Origin of the sequence: Celerinatantimonas sediminis (assembly GCF_046054195.1) — a bacterium.
Lineage (GTDB): Bacteria > Pseudomonadota > Gammaproteobacteria > Enterobacterales > Celerinatantimonadaceae > Celerinatantimonas.
Window position 1 is genome coordinate 1 of the sequence record NZ_JBEQCS010000015.1, and the last position, 20350, is coordinate 20350.

Genomic DNA, 20350 nt, shown 5'->3' on the forward strand with positions numbered 1-20350 from the left:
GTAGCTCTGGCAATGGTTATGATGTGGCTACCGATGTATTGCGATGAATAAATCAACAAAGATCAACACTGCCTAGTGTTTTTTATATTTTTTAATAATTATTTGGAATAAAAATAATTGTCAATTCGAAGGCTTGCTCAAGTTTTTTTAATCAGCACAATCAAGAGCATCTGCTAAATCAATCACAAGTGAGTAATCGAGGTAAACCACTATGGCTCAGATGGCTAACTTTGATACTATTTTTTCACCATGACGCATCGGCTATCACTGATGGGGATTGGAACACTATCGCTGCTATGATGGCTGCTTAACTGGTCGCCTAGGTTTATGCCGGCGTGAGATGTAACCCTTAGACTACTTTATTTTTATAAATTTAAGTGCTGATAAATATGGATTTACCTGAATTACTTGGTTTGCTTGCCAAGCCTATTGACTCTGATTTAGTTGCCTCTTTTTTAAATAAATACCCTTCATTTAAAGTTGGTAGGCCGGATTCAGCAATGCAGTATATTGAATCTAAACCATTGGGAGTTGATCTCATGTTTAGACCGGACGATGGCCTTCAAGGTGGAAAGAGTAAAGATCTTCGCAAATGTCAGTCTGTCTTTTTCTATGCTCAAGGCAAAGATGGGCATGAACAATATGCTGGCGAGCTTCCTTTAGGGTTTAAATTTTCTGACGCTCGCAGTGATTTACTCAATAAAGCCAAACCGCAACGCACCTGGAAAATCGGCCAAGGTGAAGTTGCTATTGATTTTACAAATCCATCTTCTGATCACTGGGATCAGGGGGAGATGTCTATGTCGGCTCACTACAAAAGAACCACTGGTGCCATCGATTATTTTATTGTGACGCAAAAGACGAAGTAGCAAACAGATGAATATTTCTTAATCAACATCGAGAACGCATTGCTGCGTGTTGAGAAACAAGTGGGAGAGAAATACCACAAGTACGCTCTGGCGCAGGAACTTAAGATATTTTAATCCGCTCGCCATTGCCGCCTTGAATGGCAAAATTTAAGTGTAAATAAGTCCAACGACTAAAATTGTAGCGGCGCGCTATCAATGACCTCTTTCATCACAAAGAATGTCCGAATTTGTCGAACTGCTGGTAGTGCAATCAGTTGTTTGGCATGGAGATCGTTAAAATCTTCAATATCTTTGACGCGAACCCGCAATAAATAATCAAATTCTCCAGCGACTAACTGGCAGTCTAAAATCATTGCCAATTGAGTAATGGCTTGCTCAAACTCGGCAAAACTTTGCGGAGTTGAGCGATCTAAGACCACACCGACTATCACAAGCGTCCCTAAATCTACCGCTTTGGGGGCAATTTGAGCACGTACCGAGCAAATCAAACCATTTTCGAAAAGCCGATTGACGCGGCGATGACAGGTGGCCTGACTGATATGAACTTTTTCAGCAAGTTCGGCGTTGCTCAAGCGGCCATCAGCTTGCAGCAAGCGTAGCAGTTGTTTATCAGTTTTATCTAAATCTATCATTGAAATAATCTTTCATATTTGTGTTTTATTTAATTAAATTTTTATCAAAAAATAATTAAAAAAGAAATAATAAATAAAAAATAAATAAAAATACGAAAGCACATTTCATTTCATAGAAGGTAGGCTAATTAGCGATGAAGTTAAACTTGTGACTTAAAAGGAATGGGTTATGTTGGAAAAATTTGAACGCTATCCGCTTACATTTGGTCCGACTCCAATTGAAAAGCTCAGCCGTCTGTCTGAACACCTTGGCGGCGATGTTGAAATTTATGCAAAACGTGAAGACTGTAATAGTGGGTTGGCCTTTGGTGGCAATAAAGTTCGTAAAATGGAATATATTGTTCCAGATGCGATTAAACAAGGTGCTGATACACTCGTGACCATCGGCGGTGTTCAGTCTAACCACACTCGTCAGGTCGCTGCTGTTGCAGCAAAAATCGGAATGAAATGCCGATTGGTCCAAGAGAGTTGGGTTCCTTTTAATGATGCGGTTTATGATCGCGTTGGTAATATTTTATTGAGCCGCGTCCTAGGGGCTCAGGTTGAATTGATCGATGAAGGTTTTGATATTGGTATTCGCGAAAGTTGGGAAAATGCGCTCAAAGATGTTGAAGCCAAAGGCGGCAAACCCTATCCAATCCCAGCCGGTGCATCTGAGCATCCACTTGGCGGCCTCGGCTATGTGAATTTTGCCGAAGAAGTGCGTGAGCAAGAAGCTGAACTTGGCTTTAAATTTGATTACATTGTGGTTTGTACGGTCACCGGCTCAACCATGGCTGGTATGGTGGTTGGTTTTGCCGCAGATGGTCGAGCAAAACATGTGATTGGCATTGATGCTTCGGCCACGCCAGAGCAAAACCATGCGCAGGTTTTACGCATTGCACAACACACAGCCGATTTAGTCGAACTGAAACAGCCAATTACTAAAGATGATGTGGTAATTGTTGATGATTATGCGTATCCAGCATACGGAGTACCATCAAAAGAAACCAATGAAGCGATTCGCCTAACGGCGCGATTAGAAGGGATGATGACCGACCCTGTCTATGAAGGAAAATCGATGCAAGGTTTGATTGATTTAACCCGCAAAGGGTATTTTCCCAAAGGTTCTAAAGTGTTGTATGCCCATTTAGGCGGCGTACCAGCCATTAACGGCTATAGCTATTTATATCGCAATGGCTAGCCACTAGCTTCGGTGTCCATTTATGTTGTGTTTGCCATTCTTATATCCCATAAGAATGGCTTTTTTATGCCCTAAAAACTCCCCTAAAAGCTCAATAGTCCCTTGTCTTTTGGCGGTGCTCAGATTCATTAATAGTCATTCTTTCAATAACAAATTCACAAAATGAGCTTACGGCTTTAGGTAGGGTGCGTCCTGCTAGTATTTGTACCTCTAAATTACGAATGCCCATTCCTTTGTCGCGAATCGGCACTGCTTTAAAAAGATTTTGTTTTACTTTTCTGCGCACTGATATTTCCCCCGCAAATGAAATCCCAGCTCCAGAAAGAGTGAATTGGTTTAATGCAGACATATAATTGCTAACAAAGGCAGGCGTGTAATCCAGCCCTTGTTGGCTGGCACAGATATCAAATAGTTGCCTAACGGTTGTATCAGGGTAGGGCAATGCCAACGGATAAGCACAAATCTGGCGAAGGCTCACTCGCTTCTTATTGGCCAGAGGATGATCATTGGGAATGAGCGCCAAAATCGGAGCAGGTTGCGAGTGAACAACGCGAATATTTGGGGCCGGGCTCAAACTGAATGCTAAGCCAATGTCAGCATCACCATTTTGTACGGCCTTAGACACTTCATGGGGTGGAAAAACTTCCGCTTGAAAGTGAATCCCTGGGAATGTTTTTTGATAATCTCTGATACAAAATGGCAAAAACTCCATGCTAAATCCCTCGGTTGAGGCAATCGTGACTTTGCCTTTTTCTAGCCCTTCAAGAGCTGCGATTTCATCAATAATCCGGTTTGTCTCTAATGTCACCTTTCTTGCGTAAGCGGCTAATAGTTCTCCTGCTGCACTTAAAACCATTCCGCGAGGTTTTCTCTCAAATAATGGTGTGTTTAATTGCTCTTCTAGTGATGAAATTTGGCGACTAATTGCACTACTTGCCACATTTAGGTGCGCTGATGTTTCACTGATTGAGCCGAACTTAGCAACGGCTAAGAAGTAGCGTAGCGCGGGTGCTGTTAAATGATGAAAAGATGCCATTGTCCTCTCCGAAAAGTTCACCAAATTAGTGCCCATAAATGAAGCGATATCGTTGCCAAATTGGCAATGTTTTGTTGCTAAATTACTAATTGTGGCAATGATTTTTATACCATAGCATGGAATGTAAGCGATTCGTTAAATCTATCTTAAATGGTATATAACATATTGTTTTTAAATATTATTATTTTTGATGTTTCGCTTTATAAGCTCCCGGCAAGCACGATTTTTAATTGGTTAAGTTGGTTGAAGTTTATAACTTTATCAAGAAGTGCTCGGGGATGATTTCACCAGTATTAAAGGATAAGGAAATACTTATGTCTTTGGTTAAGCATGGACTCTCATTGTTAGTTGCCTCAACTCTTGCCGTCAGTTCCGCCAGTGCCATTGCCGGTAAATCTGACGATACGCTAACTTATGCCTCAAACAGTTGGCCAGAAAATATCAGCCCTTATCACAATAACCTGCGTGAAGGTGTCATCTTAGGGCATCTGGCATGGGATACCCTGATTTATCGTGATCCGAACACGGGCAAATATAAACCTCAGCTTGCAACCAAATGGGAGTGGAAAGACCCAACACATTTAGTCGTTAATCTGCGTAAAGATGTGAAGTTTCAAAATGGCGACCCATTTAGCGCCGATGATGTGGCATTTACTTTTAACTACGCGTTAAAGCCGAGCTCTAAAGTCGTCACACTGCAAAATATCAGCTGGATAAAACATGTTAAGAAACTAGACCAGTACACGGTTGAGTTTGTTTTGAACAAACCGTTTCCAGCTGCTATTGAATATCTAGCTGGCCCATTGCCGATTTATCCAAAGAAATATTTTGAAAAAGTGGGGTTAAAAGGTTTCGATAAAGCACCAATTGGCACAGGCCCTTACCAAATAGTTAAAGTCATTAGTGGCCAAGAAGTCGATATGGTGAAAAATACCCATTACTTTAAGGAAAGTCCGGTTGGCCAACCTCACATTGGTAAAATTAAGTTTGTTGTGATCCCAGACCCTGATACAAGAGTCGCGCAGTTGATGACCGGCCAAGTGGATTGGATTTGGCGAGTTCCATCCGATCAGGCCGATCAACTAAAACAGATGTCAAACCTTAAAGTGCTCTCAAGCGAAACGATGCGAGTTGGATTCTTGACTATGCATAATATTGGCTCGAGTGAAGCAACCGCACCGTTTAGAAAGCTTAAGGTACGACAAGCAGTGAACTATGCCATTAACCGCAAAGGGATGGCCGAATCGATGGTGCGTGGCGGCAGCCATCCGCTTAGTGCGCCGTGTTTCCCTTCTCAGTTTGGCTGTGAGCAGCAAGATGCTGTGCAATATCCTTATGATCCACAAAAAGCGAAAAAACTGCTCGCGCAAGCAGGTTACCCGAATGGTTTCTCAACTGATATTTATGCCTATCGCGACCGTGATTATGTCGAAGCGGTGATTGGAGATCTTCGAAAAGTGGGCATTAAAGCCAAATTGCACTTTATGACGTATGCCGCATTGCGTAATAAAGAGCGAGCAGGCCAAGTGCCAATCTCATTCCAAACTTGGGGTTCATACTCAATTAACGATGTCTCAGCCATTATTAGTGTTTATTTTAAAGGCGGGGCAGATGATGAAGATAAAGATAAACAAGTGATGAAATGGTTAGCGCAAGCGGACACATCGGTCAAGCCAACTCAGCGCAAAGAGCTTTACGGCAAAGCGATTCATAAAATCACTCAAAATGCTTATTGGGCACCTTTATTTACCTATTCAAGTAATTACGCGTTCACCTCAGATCTGAAGTTTAAAGCCTATCCGGATGAACTTCCTCGTTTCTGGCAATCAAGCTGGAAATAATCTCGCTGCATAAAGTTAACAGAGGTTGATATGTTGAAATATATGCTACGCAGATTATGTATGGCGGTGGGGGTAGCCCTCACCGTATCCATCGTCTGTTTTATGTTGTTACATTTATCCGGTGATCTGGCAACTGCTATCGCCGGTCCCGAAGCAACGGCTGAACAGGTTGCTAAAATTCGCGTTCAGTTTGGCTTAAATCAGCCCATCCTCGTGCAATATTTCCACTGGTTGTGGGGTGCTTTGCACTTTAATTTTGGTAACTCTTACTATTTCCCTGATTCAGTGAGCTCGCTCATTTCGCAGCGCCTTCCTATCACTATGGCGCTTGGGGGAATCGCGCTGGCTGTGGCAACGTTTATCGCCATTCCACTGGGAGTGATTGCGGCGATTAAACAAGACACCTGGATTGATCGCCTGGCGTTATTAGTGGCTGTGTTTGGTCAAGCTATGCCGAGTTTCTTTTTTAGCTTGGTCCTTATCATCGTATTTGCAGTGACATTGCATTGGCTGCCTGTCGCTGGCAATGGCTCGTGGCGAAATTTCATTTTGCCTGCCATTGCTCTTGGCTATTACGCAACGCCATCGATTATGCGCTTAACTCGCACCGGTATGTTGGAGGTGTTGGGCTCTGATTATATTCGTACCGCGCGAGCTAAAGGGATTAGCGAAACTAAAGTCGTACTCAAACATGCGCTGCGTAATGCCGTGATCCCTGTCGTTGCACTTTTAGCCGTTGAGCTTGGCTTTATGTTGGGCGGTTCAGTGGTGGTTGAGTCAATCTTCTCTTTGCAAGGGCTCGGGCAGTTGGCTTGGGATTCTATTTCACGTAATGACTACCCGGTGGTGCAAGCCATCGTTCTTATCATCGCGTTGTTTTATATCGTGTTGACGTTTTTAGCCGACATGCTCAATGCCTTGCTTGATCCTAAACTGCGTATCGCTTAAAGGAGGCTCTATGTCTACAACCGCAATGAATACCAATGAGTCGGTTTTGCCTGAGATCCCCGCATGGCGAAAAGCGCTGAAGCGAGTTTTGGGCCATCATAGTTTAACGCTTGGCGGCATCTTACTTTTGGTTATTGTGTTGGCTGGGTTGTTTGCCCCAATTCTTGCCCCGCATGACCCATACGCTCAAGATGTGAGCCAGCGGATGATCCCACCGGTGTGGCACGCAAAAGGCTCATGGGAGCATATTTTAGGGACGGATAAATTAGGTCGTGATTACCTAAGCCGCCTGTTATATGGCGCGCGTATCTCGCTAATTATCGGTGTTGCCGCTGCGTTTATCTCTGGCGTTATCGGTACCACACTTGGAATTATCGCTGGCTATTTTGGTGGTAAAACTGACTCGGTGATTAGTTATTTCATCACCACTCGTTTATCGATGCCAGTTATTTTGGTCGCGCTTGCTATGGCTTCACTCGTTGGCGGTTCACTACAAATAATCATCACATTGCTCGGCGTTTTATTGTGGGATAGGTTCGCGGTGGTCGCCCGCGCCACAACGCAACAGCTGCGTGAGTCAGAATTTATCGCATCGGCGAAAGTGCTCGGTGCATCAACTCCCTACATTTTATTGCGTGAGTTATTACCCAATATTTTAAGTCCTTTGATTGTGGTGGCTACGCTTGAGATGGCCCACGCTATTTTGCTCGAAGCAACATTGTCATTTTTAGGTCTAGGTGTGCAGCCGCCACTGCCTTCTTGGGGGTTGATGGTGGCCGAAGGCAAAGCGTATATGTTCTTCCAGCCTTGGGTGATTGCAATTCCTGGGATCGCTCTAATGGTACTGGTGATGGCTATCAATTTGGTAGGTGATGGTCTGCGAGACTTAAATGCACCGCAAAACCGCAGTTAATCGGGAGCAAACAATGCAAGAGACAATATTGAACGTTGAAAACTTACAGGTAAGTTTACCGACCGAAAATGGTCCTCTGAATGCGGTTCGTGGGCTAGATTTTTCAGTTAAACGCGGTGAAATGCTCTGTATCGTTGGCGAATCAGGCTGTGGTAAGTCCATGACTTCTATGGCGCTGATGGATTTGTTGCCTAAAAAAGCGCTATGTCGAGCGGATAAGCTTGAGTTTCTGGGCCACGACTTGCTGCATTTAAAAAAGAAAAAGCGCAATCAGTTACGCGGATTAAATATGTCGATGATCTTTCAAGAGCCGATGACATCCCTTAATCCATCATTTAAGTTGGGCGATCAACTTACCGAAGGGATTATGACGCATAAGCAGGTCTCTCGAAAAGAGGCCAACGAGCGAGCGATTTATCTGCTCAATCGCGCTGGTGTGCCATACCCACAGGAACGATTAAATCAGTATCCTCATGAACTCTCAGGCGGATTGCGTCAGCGAATCATGATTGCCATGGCATTAATGTGCGAGCCTGACTTGATCATTGCTGATGAACCCACAACTGCATTAGATGTCACCATTCAGGCGCAAATTTTAATGCTGATTCGAGAATTGCAGCAAGAGTTTGGAACTGCAGTTATCTTTATCACCCATGATTTAGGCGTAGTGGCGCGCATTGCGGACCGAGTGGCTGTGATGTATGCCGGACAAATCGTTGAAACTGCAAGCGTTAAAGAAATTTACGCAAGGCCGCAACATCCGTACACCCGAGGCTTGCTCAACTGTATTCCAGTTCCGGGTAAAACCCAACCGGGGCAGAAACTTGCCACTATTTCTGGAGTTGTGCCCAGCTTGATAGGTAAGCCGCAAGGCTGTGCATTTGCTAATCGCTGTGAGTTAGCCAAGAAACAGTGCTGCCAGAGCATGCCATCGCTTGATCTGCGAGCAGGTCAACATTGGGTGCGTTGCCCAGTGACTCTTTATCCGGTGAAGGAGGCTTCGTAATGAAATTTGCCCTCGAATTATGTGACTTGACCCGTCACTTTGAAATCAGCCAAGGCCTTTGGAAAGAGAAGCGACAATTTACCGCAGTCAATGGTGTTAATTTGCGAATTGAGCCCGGAGAAGTCCTCGGCTTAGTGGGGGAGTCCGGATGCGGAAAAAGTACGTTATCGAAAATGATCTTAGGATTGCTAGCGCCAAGTGAAGGTAATGTTTTAATCCACGACAAAGAGATGGACTTGAGCAATCGGATGGCATTAGCCCGAGTGATTCAGCCGGTTTTTCAAGACCCTTATTCATCGCTTAATCCTCGTAAACGGGTGAAAGATATTATTCGCCTGCCATTGGTATTACATAAAATTGGCTCTAAATCAGAGCAAAAACGTCAGGTCGTTGATATTTCACGACGAGTTGGTTTGCCTGACCGACTGCTTGAGCAGTTTCCTGGCCAACTCTCAGGTGGGCAACGCCAGAGAGTTGCGATTGCTCGAGCGTTAATTCTTCGCCCCAGTATTCTTATCTGTGATGAACCCACATCGGCACTTGATGTATCCGTTCAGGCGCAAATTTTAAATCTACTGATGGAGTTGAAGCAGGAATTTGGCCTGACGTATCTGTTCATTAGCCATAACTTAGCGGTGGTCGAGTATTTATCAGACCGGGTCGCGGTGATGCATCAAGGCAATATTGTCGAGCAGGGCTCGCGTGAGCAAATTTTTGAGCATCCGGCGCATCCGTACACACAAACATTGTTGGCTTCTATTCTCACACCTGATCCGGATTTGAGTCTGCCTGACCCTGAATCCTTGGTGTGGTCCAAAGCCGGTTAACAAACAGTTTTTCATCTTTACATTGATAAGACGCTTTGCCTTTGGAGCAAGGTCGGGCGTCTTTGTGCCTAAAAAGGAGTTTTTATGAGTCGTCAATTAGCCATTGATAGTATCAGCGAATATTTTGAATCAGGCGCTTTTTTTAAGTTACTTAGCTCGCGAGTTGCGGTGCGCTCAGAAAGCCAAACGCCTGATGGATACCCTCACTTATCCGTCTACCTTGAGCAGCATATGATTCCTTACCTTGAGCAAATGGGCTTTAGCTGCGAAGTGATTGCTAACCCCGCAGCCGAAGATCCCAGTGCTTGGCCACTGCTTTTAGCGGAACGAATTGAAGACCCAAGCCTTTTAACGCTATTAACCTATGGCCATGGTGATGTGGTTCGAGGTTACGGTGACCAGTGGAAAGAAGGGCTATCACCGTGGGAGCTTAAAGTTGATGGTGATTTTTGGTATGGCCGGGGAACCGCCGACAATAAAGGCCAGCATAGCGTTAATTTAGCCGCTTTAAAAAACTTGTTGGCTATTAAAGGTCAGCTTGGTTTTAACGTCAAAGTGCTATTAGAGATGGGCGAAGAGACTGGCTCTCCTGGGCTTGACCTATTTTGTCAGCAATACCAAGAGCGCTTAAAAGCGGATCTTTTTATCGCCTCGGATGGCCCGCGGGTGGGCGCGCAGTATCCAACATTATTTTTAGGCTCGCGCGGTTCGATGAATTTTAATTTAGCCATTCGCGCTCGAGAAGGATCGCACCACTCGGGAAACTGGGGCGGGTTGTTGTCTAATTCTGCGACACGATTAATGAACGCATGGAGCAGTCTTATTGATGCCAATGGCAAAATTTTAGTGCCCGAATTATTACCAGATGAGCTGCCAGATGCTGTGCGCACTGCGGTAAAAAATATCCCCGTTGGCACCGGTAAAAATGACCCAGAACTATCACCTAGTTGGGGCGAACCGGGGCTTACACCAGCTGAAAAATTATTTGGTTGGAATACGTTAGAGATCCTTGCCTGCCATGCAGGGAATCCGGAAGCGCCAGCTAATGCTATTCCTGGTTCGGCCATCATCAATGCTCAGATGCGTTTTGTGGTTGGCAGTAAAAGCGATCAGTTCCTCGATATTATTAAAGAGCATCTTAAGGCTAATGGCTTTGAGGATGTTGAAGTGACTCCTGCGGCGGCGGTGAAAATGGAAGCGACCCGTCTTGATCCAGAAGATCCATGGGTACATTGGGCGATGAATTCGATTAAAAAGACGACGGGCAACGACGCTTCTTTAATTCCCAACCTTGGAGGCTCTTTGCCTAATACGACCTTTGCTAATACCTTGGGGCTGCCAACGCTGTGGATCCCACACTCTTATCCGGCTTGTTTACAGCATGGTCCGAACGAGCACTGTTTGGCCAGTGTTGCTAAACAATCGCTACAAATTATGACCGGAGTCTTCTGGGATTTAGCCGAGCAAGGGCAGGCGATTAAGGAGCAACGCCAATGAACGAGCAACTTGTAAATTTTCTCTCGCAGTGGCTGAGTGAACAGCGAGAGCCAATGACCGCGCTGCTTGAAGAGTTAGTGAATATTGACTCTTATAGCCATAATCAAGCAGGGCGACTACAAATAGCACAGCATTTAAAGCGCGACCTAGAGCGTGAAGGCATCGACGCACAATTGTTGCAGGGCCATGAAACATTCGCCGTCAAAGCATCCGTTGGGGATGCTGATGCGCCTTTAATTGTGTTATCTGGGCATTTGGACACGGTTTTTCCAACTGGTGAGCCTCTGAAACGGCCATTTACGAAAGAGGGCGATAAAGCCTTTGGCCCAGGGGTTGCTGATATGAAATCGGGCATTGTGATGAACTGTTTTATTTTAAAAGCATTTCACCATTATCAGCAAACCTATGCTCAGCCATTACCATTTCAGGTGCTGCTACTTGCCACCAGTGACGAAGAGATTGGCTCTCCCAATGGCCGTAAAGTGATTGCCGAACAAGTAAAAGATGCCGTGGCCGTATTTAATGCCGAACCTGGACGCATCTCTGGCAATGTGGTCAATGAGCGAAAAGGGGGAAGCACTTATCAATTTGATATTACGGGGCGCGCATCGCATGCTGGCGTGAGCCATCAAGATGGCATTAGTGCGATTGGTATTTTGGCTAATTTGATCACGAGTATTCACCAGTTAACCGATTATGAAAGTGGTATTACAACGAATGTCGGCGTCATTGCTGGTGGCACCACACCCAATACTGTGGCGCAAAAAGCCAGTGCCAGCTTGGATGTACGCTATTTAACGATAGAGCAGGGCACATGGTTAGAAACGCAGTTGGCCAAATGCGTTGCGGATGCAACCGTTGATGGCAGCTCGATCCAGTGGCATAAAAAAGTAGGATTTTTACCATTTGAGCGCAAGATGGGGGAGAGCTTACTTAAAATCTATCGCCAGCAAGCTGAGGCTATTGGTATTGCGGTGGATGGTGAGTTTACCGGAGGCTGTTCGGATGCGGGTTGGACTAGCGCCATGAAGATTCCAACTCTGTGCGCAACTGGCCCGGTTGGCGGTTATGCGCATACCGAGCGCGAATTTTGTGACTTAACCACATTGGTTTCTCGGGCATTAATTGTTGCGAGGTGCTGCTGCGCTATTAGCTAGGATTTTGGCTTGAATGTATCCGGCGTTAAAAATACTTAGCGGTATTTTTAACGCTTTTATTTTTTTGAAGAATTTTTATAAATTGTCACTTTTGGCTTTAATGAGCGTATCTGGCCAAATTAGCTAAAGTTTATATGAAATTCGCTATTCCACTGTTTCCATGATTTTGTTCATTATACTTGCTTATTTCTGCGCTACGATGAGGATAGTTTTTACGTTTTGGATGCGAGCACTATGAAACGACTTATCCTTGTTACATCACCGCCAGCCAGTGGTAAAACTTATATTTCAAAACAGTTGGCCAAAGAGCTAAAACATGTGGTCTATCTTGATAAAGACACTTTAATCGTTCTATCACATCAAATTTTTAAAGTGGCGCACCAAGAAGTTAATCGCAGCTCTGACTTTTTTGAAGAAAATATTCGCGACTATGAATATCAAGCGACATTAGCATTGGCCATGGAAGCATTAGAATACGATGATATTGTGCTGATTAATGCACCATTTACCCGTGAGATTCGCGATGTCAATTACATCACCAACCTAAAACAACAGTTAGCTGAAAAACAGGCACGCTTAACGGTCGTTTGGGTGATCACTGATGTTGAAGTCGTTAAACAACGGATGATTGCACGTAATTCTGCGCGCGATACTTGGAAGCTGCAGCATTGGGATGAATATATCAAAGGGGTTAACTTTGATATTCCAGATAATCTGGATGACCCAAATGTCATTGATGATTTTCTAATATTTAAAAATTCCAACGATAATGAGTATCAGCAGTCGATGAAAGATATTTTAGCGATATTAGAAGGGTAATCAGTTAACTAGGCTGTTGACCTTTTGTGATTAGTTATGCAGCAATCTGAGAGGAATTTAGGCAGATAAACGTTGTGCCGTGTAGTTCTGCACAAAAAAAGTTTAACGCCGGATAAATTCCTTTCCGATACTGCCCTTCGGGTTCATTTAAACGTATCCTGAACTTTGTTGCACCCTGCTTGCTTAACTCATTAAGTGACACAGGATGCGCCGCGTTCAAAATGCGTTTAATTTGAACAAAATTCAACCACCAAAGATCAACAACCCCTAATATATTATGAGTCAAGAAGAGCTAAAAATAGATATTTGCACTCAAGCATTAGTTGTACTTAAGCAGCATCGGGCTGCGATACAACCTGATATGTTTGAATCAATAGAGCAGCAATTAGAGTGGCTTATCTCATACTTTGAAGGTACATCAAAAGAAAGAGAAAAGCTGTTTACGCTAACATTTGGCCATTATGCGGCTCGGGAAATTGATGCTAAAGAGCGCAAATTAGTCGATGCATTGAGTCGAGCATTCTATGTCGCAGTTAGAACCAGACAGGGGCTAAAATTAGAACCTAAATCCTTGGGAATGGACTGATAAAAAGATGATGAATCGAGGTTCATCTCTTTTGGCGTGACTTCAAACTTCGGTTTTAAAGCCCTACCAAGACAAAATAGCCACAGCTTATGACAAACTGTGGCTATTTTATTTAGAGTAAATACTCGTTTTAAATGGCAGATTTGTCTCTACTTTTGTTTAAAACAAGTAACCTACGGATAGGGTGCCGCTTAGTGGCGCGCCATAATGAACTTCATTATCAGAGTCTAAGTAGTCGTAGTATTTTTTATCGAACAAATTATTAATGGTTAAATTAACCACAACGTTGTCATTAACTTGGTACTTCGCCATCATGTCCACTAGGCTGTATGCTGGTTGGCTAACATCATTAGAGTAGGTTTTTCCCTGCCAGCGCAATGAAACACCCATGGTCAGTTGTGGCAACAGATGGACAAATTGATAGCTACTCATCATTTTTAACTGCTTGCGAGCAAAATCGGTATTAACTTCTTCGCCATCTTTATCTTTTGCTTGAAATTGAGTGTAACCCAAGTTCATATCTAAACCTTCAAGCGGATGCCCGGAGACTTGTACTTCAAAGCCTTTGCTCGTGACGCCATCAGCTGCGACTTGCGCTGGGTCTTCAGAGTTAGGAATCGTTGCACCGGTTGGGTCGTTTTGTGCAAGATTATTTTCTTCAGTGCGGAATAGAGCAACGTTAAGTCGTAGTCTGTCTTTGAAATAGCGGTTTTTCATGCCGATTTCATAAGTATCGCCTTTCACCGGGTCTAAGAACTTTCCTGTGCTTGTTTGGGCATTTTGAGGTTCGTAAATGGTGGCATAGCTGGCATAAAAACGAGTTTGATCATTTAAATCATACAAGGCGCCAGCGTAGGGCATGAAGACCCCATTATCACCATAAGTTGCGTCAGCTTCGTAGCTTTGTCCTTCTCGTTGCCAGTAGGCCAGTCGCCCACCAAGGATAAATTTGAAGGCATCTGTAACATTTAAGCGTGTGGATGCAAAAATGCCTTTTTGTTCGGTTTTTAACTCTTCAACAAGGTTGTCACTAGAAGACCAAGAGGGCTCTGCATAATTATTATTCCAAGTACTAAAGTTGTCGATGGTATCAGAATAACTATCGGCGTAGATTTCATACGATCTATACTTTTCGCGGCTGTATGTTAGGCCCAGGGTAAAATCATGCGCGCGCCCTAAAAGATCATATTGACCTGAAAGTTGAGTACTCAGGCTATTTTGTTCGGTGTTACTGTGATCTTTTTCAGGGTAAGCAGAGATAGAATCAGCTGTTTTGTCTAATGAAGTTAAATAGAGAAGCTTATCTTGTTTCTCATATCTTGAATAACTGTAATCTGTTTTCCATTTCCAACCATTTGCAAATGTGTGCTGTAACTCTATAAAAGCACCTTCATTTTTGGTATTCCAATAACTCCAATTCGTAGCCGTTGTTTTTGAACGTGCTAAGTCGGTTGCTGTGCCATCAGAATACGCGCCAGGTAATCCACCCCAAGATGCACCATCAATATCATCACTTTGATAGTTGCCACCAACCCGGAGTGAAGTATTGCTATTTATATCTTTTTCAACCACACCATAAAGTACTTTTCGTTTTGAACTGTAGAGATCAACATAAGAATTCTTCTCAGTGTATTTTGTAACCAAACGGCCACGCAGCGAGCCATCATCATTCAAGGCGTTTTGTACGTCCGCCATAATCGTATGTTGATCCCAACTTCCTAAGGTTGCTTCAACGTTGCCCTTAAGAGTTTTGCTGTCAGCATGCTTGCGAACCAGATTGATTGAAGCCGATGGATCTCCCACACCTGTGGTTAAACCGGTTGCACCACGCACGACTTCAACGCGCTCATAGATTGACATATCAGCCAGAGCTTGACCTGAACTATTACCAAGAGAGCCCCAAGCGTACGGCGTACCATCGATCTGAATATTGTTAATATCAAAGCCACGCGATTGGTACTCAGTGCGAACATCATCATCACGTTTTAATGAAATTCCAATAACGTTATTTAGCACATCGTTCAGAGAATCCATGCCCCAATCCTGCATGGTGTAAGAATCAACCACACTGATTGATTGTGGTGTTTGCTCTGCTGAAAGCCCCATCCCTGTACCACCAGAAATATCAGGTGACTGAGTATCGTTACCTACAACTGTTATAGTATCAGTCGATGAGCTCTCTTCTTGATCCACCGTATCTTGGGCCCATGCGGGTAGGGAAGATAACGCGATCATAACGCTAAGCGTTAGGTGTCTAATTGAAAAGATTTCCATTCTGATTTTCCTATAATCCGGCTAATTCTCTATTTTTAATATCGATGCAAGAGCAAGCTGAGCTTAAGTTTTCGTTTGCCTGTCTTTTGAAAAAGGCAGTGCTTGAGAACACACAAGGCTCATTGCTTAGAAATGATTTCGCTAACTAAAAGAGGGCTATAATTTGATAGCTAAGTACTGATATTAGGTATTTTTTAAGAATCAAAAGCTGTTATAATAATACAAATGCATATCGTTCTCATTTCTCTTTCCAAGCCTATGTAATTTACAGGATAAACTGTGATACTATTATCGTTATATTGACATCTAATACGGATATTCAGCCATAATTATCAATCTAGAGTCAGTTACGCTGACGGAAACATGTGAAACCCCTTGGCACGATCATCAGTGGGGGCAGTTGTATTGGCTAGAAAGTGGCGTTATTAACGTTGAAACAGGCAAAGCCCAATGGACTGTCACGCCGGGCTCGGTTGGGTGGACGCCAAAAGATTGTACTCATAAGGTGAAGTTTTTCACGTCAGTTCAGGTGTATGTTCTTAACTTGGAATACTCTGATGCTGAAGGTTTCCCAAATGAACCTCGGGTATCTGGTATGAACACATTCCTTGAGACGTTGTTGCAACGCACCGTTGAATGTGACCGCTCAAGCTACCCACAAAGTTATATCGATCACCTTGTTGCACTTCTTGCGTATGAAGTAGCAAGGTTACAAGAACTTCCTCTAAGGCTGCCGCTTCCTTTGGATAGAAGAGCTCGCAACATTGCCGATGAGCTTTTAAAATCGCCATCTAGTCATTTATCGCAAGAGCAGTTGGCCAGTCAATGGGGCGTCAGCGTTCGAACGCTCAGTCGTATTTTTAGTAAACAAACTGGCTTGACGTTTAGCCAATGGCGTCAGCAGTCCAAAATCATCACGTCTTTGGCATTAATACAAAAAGGACTCAGTATTAGCGAGGTCGCAGAGCAAAGTGGATACACGAATGTGAGTGCTTATATCGAAGCTTTTCGTCAGCGCTTTGGCGAAACTCCAGGCAAATTCCAAGTAAAATTAATCTAAGTGAACCATTTGGATTAATTTTTAAGGCTATCGTCTTTCAAGTTCATTTAACTATCGGCTTAGCTCAAAGGCGTTACAGACTGTGCTGGGGTTAATTGAGTAATATTCAACCCAAAAGATCAGCTCTGCTGCAAAGTCCGATATTGATTCATCACGTAAAAAAGCACGATAGTTAGCAGAGTTAACCAACTTGTAAATAGAATAATTGCTATGCGCAGACCTAGTGCGTCAGTAATCGCGCCAACAATAACTGCCGGGAGTGCATTGCCAAAAACATATCCCATGACATAGTACGCTGAAATATAGCCTGCTCGTTTGGATGGCGGAGCTGTGTGATTCACTAGAGCTGTCGCCCCTACAAATGCGATACCATAACCAAATCCCGCAACGACACTACTGATTTCATAAGGTATTTTTACACCATGAATCGCAAACAAACACATGGCTATCTGTCCACCAATACAGAGCACAATGCCAACTGCAATAGCGGTTTGCTGATGAAACTGGTTACTCAATAATTGCCCCCCACCAGCAACAACCTGAAAGGCTGTTAGTAATGATGCTGCTATCAATATATTGTGGACGCCTGCTAAATCTCGCGTAAAAAATTGTCCTGCAGACATAAAAACAGAACCGACAGACCAGCCAATAATCAGCGTGCACATGGCGATTAGGAACGGAAGTGATAAAAATGGTGATTTTTGCTCGGAAGTTGCACTCTTAATCGGTGTTGATGAAGCAACTTGAACAGGAACTTTGGTGATTAGCATCAGAGGGATTGCTATTAACGTTATAATGATGATTGCAATGAAAGATACAGTGGTCGGATAGAGGTGCAGATGAATAAAAAATCCACTAATCAATGGTCCAATTGCACTACCAAGCGTAAAGTTAATGGTTGTAAGTGTCGCAGTCGCGCGAGCATCATGACTGGGATGTAATTCAAGAAGAGCCGCATTAGCTGACCCGAGCAACAGGCCTGTTGCAATTCCCGATAGCAGACGACCACAAATCAAAGCCGAAGGACTCGTTGCTAGTGCCATTGTGGTGGCACTAACGAGAATAAAGCCAGCACCAGTAACTAACAATTGTCTTCGATCTTTGAATCGATCCCCAAAAAATACAGCCAGCATCATAGCCAGCAAAACCCCGACGGCGTATGCACTAAACAATAAATTAACCCACAGATTACTGAGTTGAAATGCCTTTTGATAAATGGGATAGAGTGGCGAAGGCAGTCCGCTACTAATCAATGACGAGGCAATGAGTAAACAAATCCCTATGCGGGAGAATAAAATTCTACGTGTTGAAGGATACCTAGAACACTTTGAAGTGAAGAGATTAGAAGGCATAAATATCCATTTTAAGGTTAACAAAAAACTGAATACCGAATGAAAATACATCTTAACATACATTCTTTCAGGCCTTTTTCGAATGGGCTAGTACTTTTCTTGCTATCAGTTAACTCAATGAAAATTAAGAGCCTTGTTAAAGAAATCAAAGAGTACTCGGATTCGATGGGGGACTGGCCCTCTCTGAGGTCGATATATAAACACATCCCATGGACCTTCGACCGTCAACTCATCAAGTACAGAAATGAGTTCTCCACTGTCTATATATGGTTGAGCAAGACATTTTGGAATTCGGCCAATACCAACATGATTTAATACAGCATTAAGTTCTGTCTGTGCATCATCACAAATTAGCTTAGGAGCGATAGGGGTAAACTTAATTTTATTGATAAATGGCCAAAACCATAGTTTTTCAGTCTTTACATCGGCAAGAGCAACCAATGGTTTATTATTTAAGTCATCTATCGAGGTGGGTTTGCCATATTGCGTTAATAACTCGGGTGTTGCCACAATAGCAAAGCTAAATTTACCAATAGAACGCGCAATAAATCGTTCATCTTTGATGGCAGGCCCAATACGTATTCCTATATCAATTCGTTCATCGATCACATCGCTGTGGCTATCACTCAGTTTAAAAATTAAGTTAATGCATTATCAAGCTCTTTTATTTTCGGCATCAACGGCATTATAAAATGGCTACAGATGAGAGACGGAACGGTAATTCGTACAGGAATATCTTCCTTTAAAGTGGTCTGAAAAACATTGGTGAGTTCGACTATCGCTGGCCACGATTTTTTATAAAGTGTTTCACCAAATTGGGTGATTTGAATATTTCGAGTGCTACGAATGAAGATAATTTCATTGAATTTTGCCTCAAGATCTTTAATTGCTCGTGTGACAGCTTGTGGCGATGTCTTCAATTTTATAGCGGCTTGTTTGAAACTTGGACTCTGTGCTGCAGTACAAAAAATTTTCAATTTTTCAATATCATCAGACATCAGTTCTGTTCACTTATCGAATAATTTGGATGATTTATAGTTTATATCAAGCGTGAAATATCACTATTCTGATTCTACTGTATGCAGTACTCTGCATATCGATGAGAATTCTTCGAGGAAAATATGAATGAATAACAATGTGCATGAACCTTTTACTCTTTCAAATGGTGTTCACTTACGAAATGCCGTGGTCATGGCCCCGATGATGGCCAGCTAATGGGTACTGAGCTGGCTTATTACCGTGAACGAGTACAAGATGTTGGTATGGTGATAACTGCGACTACTCACATTGTCAAAAATGGTCGTGGTTTTGAAGGTCAATTTTATGCAGGTGACGATGCCTCGTTGCCACAATTGTCAGAGTTAGCCGCTGTGATCCATTCTGGCGGGGCAAAAGCAATTTTGCAGATTTTTCATGCGGGTCGTTCTACCAGTGAAATGCTATCGGATGATATTGTCAGTGCTTCAGCTATTGCTGAAACTTATGCTTACCGTACCATCTTCGAGCATTAGAAGAACAAGAAATATATTTTTTAATTGAAAAATTTGCTGAAACGACAAAACGAGCAATTAAAGCGGGATTCGATGGTGTCGAACTGCATGGTGCGAATGGGTATTTACTCCAGCAATTTCTATCGTTAGCGACGAACAAACGAGGCGATCAATGGGGAGGTACATTTGAAAACAGGGCTCGCTTTCCTCTGGCAGTTGTCGATGCTGTTATACAAGCAGTCAAAGAAGAAAATCGTCCTGATTTCATTGTCGGTTATCGATTAACGGCGGAAGAAGTTCTAGAAATTACAGATGGTTTGACCTTAGATGAAGGATGCCTATTTGCAGACCTGTTGGCTCAGAGAAAATTAAGTTATCTGCATATTTCTTTACAACAGTATGATCAAACATCTCGTCGCAACCCATTGGACACAACCCCTGTTGTTACCCTACTGAAAAAAGCATTACAGGGGAGACTCCCCTTGATTGGTGTTGGAAATGTGCAATCGAATGATGATCTCATTAAGGCCCGCCAAATCGGTTGTGACCTGATTGCTGTAGGTCGAGCGATAGTTACAGAGCCTCGATGGTTACATCTTATTGAAACCCATAAACCCGTGCGAACTAAAATTTCTGTTGATCAATGGCTAGAGCGCAATATTCCGGAAATCATGCTAAAAAATATCAGCGTTAATTTTCCACAAACAATGCAAACAAAATAATATAGACTTGTTTAAGGTTTCTGACTGTAGAGTGAGGTATCCCGCCTTGTGGCGGGAGTACGTAATTGATGTAAGTCACCCACCATGTTGTCTCTTTTTCAAAAGGAATTGCGCAAGATCTGTATTCGAGATTTCTGA

General features: G+C 43.2%; 18 protein-coding genes and 1 pseudogene. 13 read left to right on the plus strand and 6 right to left on the minus strand.

Annotation, left to right across the window (positions count from 1 at the left end; translation table 11 throughout):
* The first annotated feature begins 389 nt into the window (after positions 1-389).
* Positions 390-869: a hypothetical protein gene (locus ABTQ23_RS15455; protein WP_408616649.1), complete on the plus strand. Its 480-nt coding sequence runs from the start codon at positions 390-392 to the stop codon at positions 867-869.
* Positions 870-1039: 170 nt separating this feature from the next.
* Here the strand turns inward: ABTQ23_RS15455 and ABTQ23_RS15460 are convergent, their stop codons facing one another.
* On the minus strand, positions 1040-1501 hold the full coding sequence (locus tag ABTQ23_RS15460) for an Lrp/AsnC family transcriptional regulator (protein ID WP_408616650.1): 462 nt from the start codon (positions 1499-1501) through the stop codon (positions 1040-1042).
* Positions 1502-1670: 169 nt separating this feature from the next.
* Here ABTQ23_RS15460 and ABTQ23_RS15465 point away from each other — a divergent pair, with 169 nt between their 5' ends.
* The gene (locus ABTQ23_RS15465) at positions 1671-2684 is read left to right on the plus strand and encodes a 1-aminocyclopropane-1-carboxylate deaminase (RefSeq protein ID WP_408616651.1); all 1014 of its coding nucleotides are present in this window, start codon (positions 1671-1673) and stop codon (positions 2682-2684) included.
* Positions 2685-2775: 91 nt separating this feature from the next.
* Here the strand turns inward: ABTQ23_RS15465 and ABTQ23_RS15470 are convergent, their stop codons facing one another.
* On the minus strand, positions 2776-3720 hold the full coding sequence (locus tag ABTQ23_RS15470; RefSeq protein ID WP_408616652.1) for a LysR family transcriptional regulator: 945 nt from the start codon (positions 3718-3720) through the stop codon (positions 2776-2778).
* A gap of 314 nt (positions 3721-4034) precedes the next feature.
* Between ABTQ23_RS15470 and ABTQ23_RS15475 the strand changes: the two genes are divergently transcribed.
* From ABTQ23_RS15475 to ABTQ23_RS15515, 9 genes are all read left to right on the plus strand, one after another.
* Positions 4035-5561 (plus strand): ABC transporter substrate-binding protein, encoded by a 1527-nt coding sequence (locus tag ABTQ23_RS15475; RefSeq protein ID WP_408616653.1) that lies wholly within the window; start codon positions 4035-4037, stop codon positions 5559-5561.
* Positions 5562-5591: 30 nt separating this feature from the next.
* The gene (locus ABTQ23_RS15480) at positions 5592-6509 is read left to right on the plus strand and encodes an ABC transporter permease (RefSeq protein ID WP_408616654.1); all 918 of its coding nucleotides are present in this window, start codon (positions 5592-5594) and stop codon (positions 6507-6509) included.
* A gap of 10 nt (positions 6510-6519) precedes the next feature.
* On the plus strand, positions 6520-7422 hold the full coding sequence (locus ABTQ23_RS15485) for an ABC transporter permease (protein WP_408616655.1): 903 nt from the start codon (positions 6520-6522) through the stop codon (positions 7420-7422).
* A gap of 13 nt (positions 7423-7435) precedes the next feature.
* Complete coding sequence (locus tag ABTQ23_RS15490; RefSeq protein WP_408616656.1) at positions 7436-8428, plus strand: ABC transporter ATP-binding protein; 993 nt, start codon at positions 7436-7438, stop codon at positions 8426-8428.
* Positions 8428-9255, plus strand: a complete 828-nt coding sequence (locus ABTQ23_RS15495) for an ATP-binding cassette domain-containing protein (protein WP_408616657.1) — start codon at positions 8428-8430, stop codon at positions 9253-9255. Before ABTQ23_RS15490 ends, ABTQ23_RS15495 begins: the two co-directional genes overlap by 1 nt.
* 84 nt (positions 9256-9339) lie before the next feature.
* A complete protein-coding gene (locus ABTQ23_RS15500; protein WP_408616658.1) occupies positions 9340-10752 on the plus strand; it encodes a M20 family metallopeptidase in 1413 nt (470 codons plus the stop codon).
* Complete coding sequence (locus ABTQ23_RS15505; RefSeq protein WP_408616659.1) at positions 10749-11909, plus strand: M20 family metallopeptidase; 1161 nt, start codon at positions 10749-10751, stop codon at positions 11907-11909. The genes ABTQ23_RS15500 and ABTQ23_RS15505 overlap by 4 nt, the downstream gene beginning before the upstream one ends.
* A 234-nt stretch (positions 11910-12143) precedes the next feature.
* Complete coding sequence (locus ABTQ23_RS15510) at positions 12144-12728, plus strand: P-loop nucleotide/nucleoside kinase family protein (protein WP_408616660.1); 585 nt, start codon at positions 12144-12146, stop codon at positions 12726-12728.
* A 277-nt stretch (positions 12729-13005) separates the two neighbouring features.
* Entirely contained in the window at positions 13006-13314 is a 309-nt protein-coding gene (locus ABTQ23_RS15515; protein WP_408616661.1) for an immunity protein Tsi6 family protein, read from the plus strand.
* A gap of 159 nt (positions 13315-13473) precedes the next feature.
* On the opposite strand, the gene ABTQ23_RS15520 is transcribed toward ABTQ23_RS15515, so the two are convergent.
* On the minus strand, positions 13474-15588 hold the full coding sequence (locus ABTQ23_RS15520) for a TonB-dependent siderophore receptor (RefSeq protein WP_408616662.1): 2115 nt from the start codon (positions 15586-15588) through the stop codon (positions 13474-13476).
* Between the two features lie 352 nt (positions 15589-15940).
* Here ABTQ23_RS15520 and ABTQ23_RS15525 point away from each other — a divergent pair, with 352 nt between their 5' ends.
* Complete coding sequence (locus ABTQ23_RS15525; RefSeq protein ID WP_408616745.1) at positions 15941-16648, plus strand: AraC family transcriptional regulator; 708 nt, start codon at positions 15941-15943, stop codon at positions 16646-16648.
* Positions 16649-16767: 119 nt separating this feature from the next.
* Here ABTQ23_RS15525 and ABTQ23_RS15530 read toward each other — a convergent pair whose 3' ends face one another.
* Genes ABTQ23_RS15530 through ABTQ23_RS15540 form a run of 3 tightly spaced genes read right to left on the minus strand, consistent with a single transcriptional unit; the run spans position 16768 to position 18998 of the window.
* Positions 16768-18063, minus strand: coding sequence for an MFS transporter (locus ABTQ23_RS15530; protein ID WP_408616663.1), 1296 nt, complete (start codon positions 18061-18063; stop codon positions 16768-16770).
* A gap of 51 nt (positions 18064-18114) precedes the next feature.
* Complete coding sequence (locus ABTQ23_RS15535; RefSeq protein WP_408616664.1) at positions 18115-18609, minus strand: substrate binding domain-containing protein; 495 nt, start codon at positions 18607-18609, stop codon at positions 18115-18117.
* Positions 18610-18638: 29 nt separating this feature from the next.
* Positions 18639-18998, minus strand: coding sequence for a LysR family transcriptional regulator (locus tag ABTQ23_RS15540; RefSeq protein WP_408616665.1), 360 nt, complete (start codon positions 18996-18998; stop codon positions 18639-18641).
* 216 nt (positions 18999-19214) lie between these two features.
* On the opposite strand from ABTQ23_RS15540, the pseudogene ABTQ23_RS15545 reads away from it, so the two are divergent.
* Positions 19215-20212, plus strand: a pseudogene (locus ABTQ23_RS15545) (oxidoreductase).
* Positions 20213-20350 lie beyond the last annotated feature (138 nt).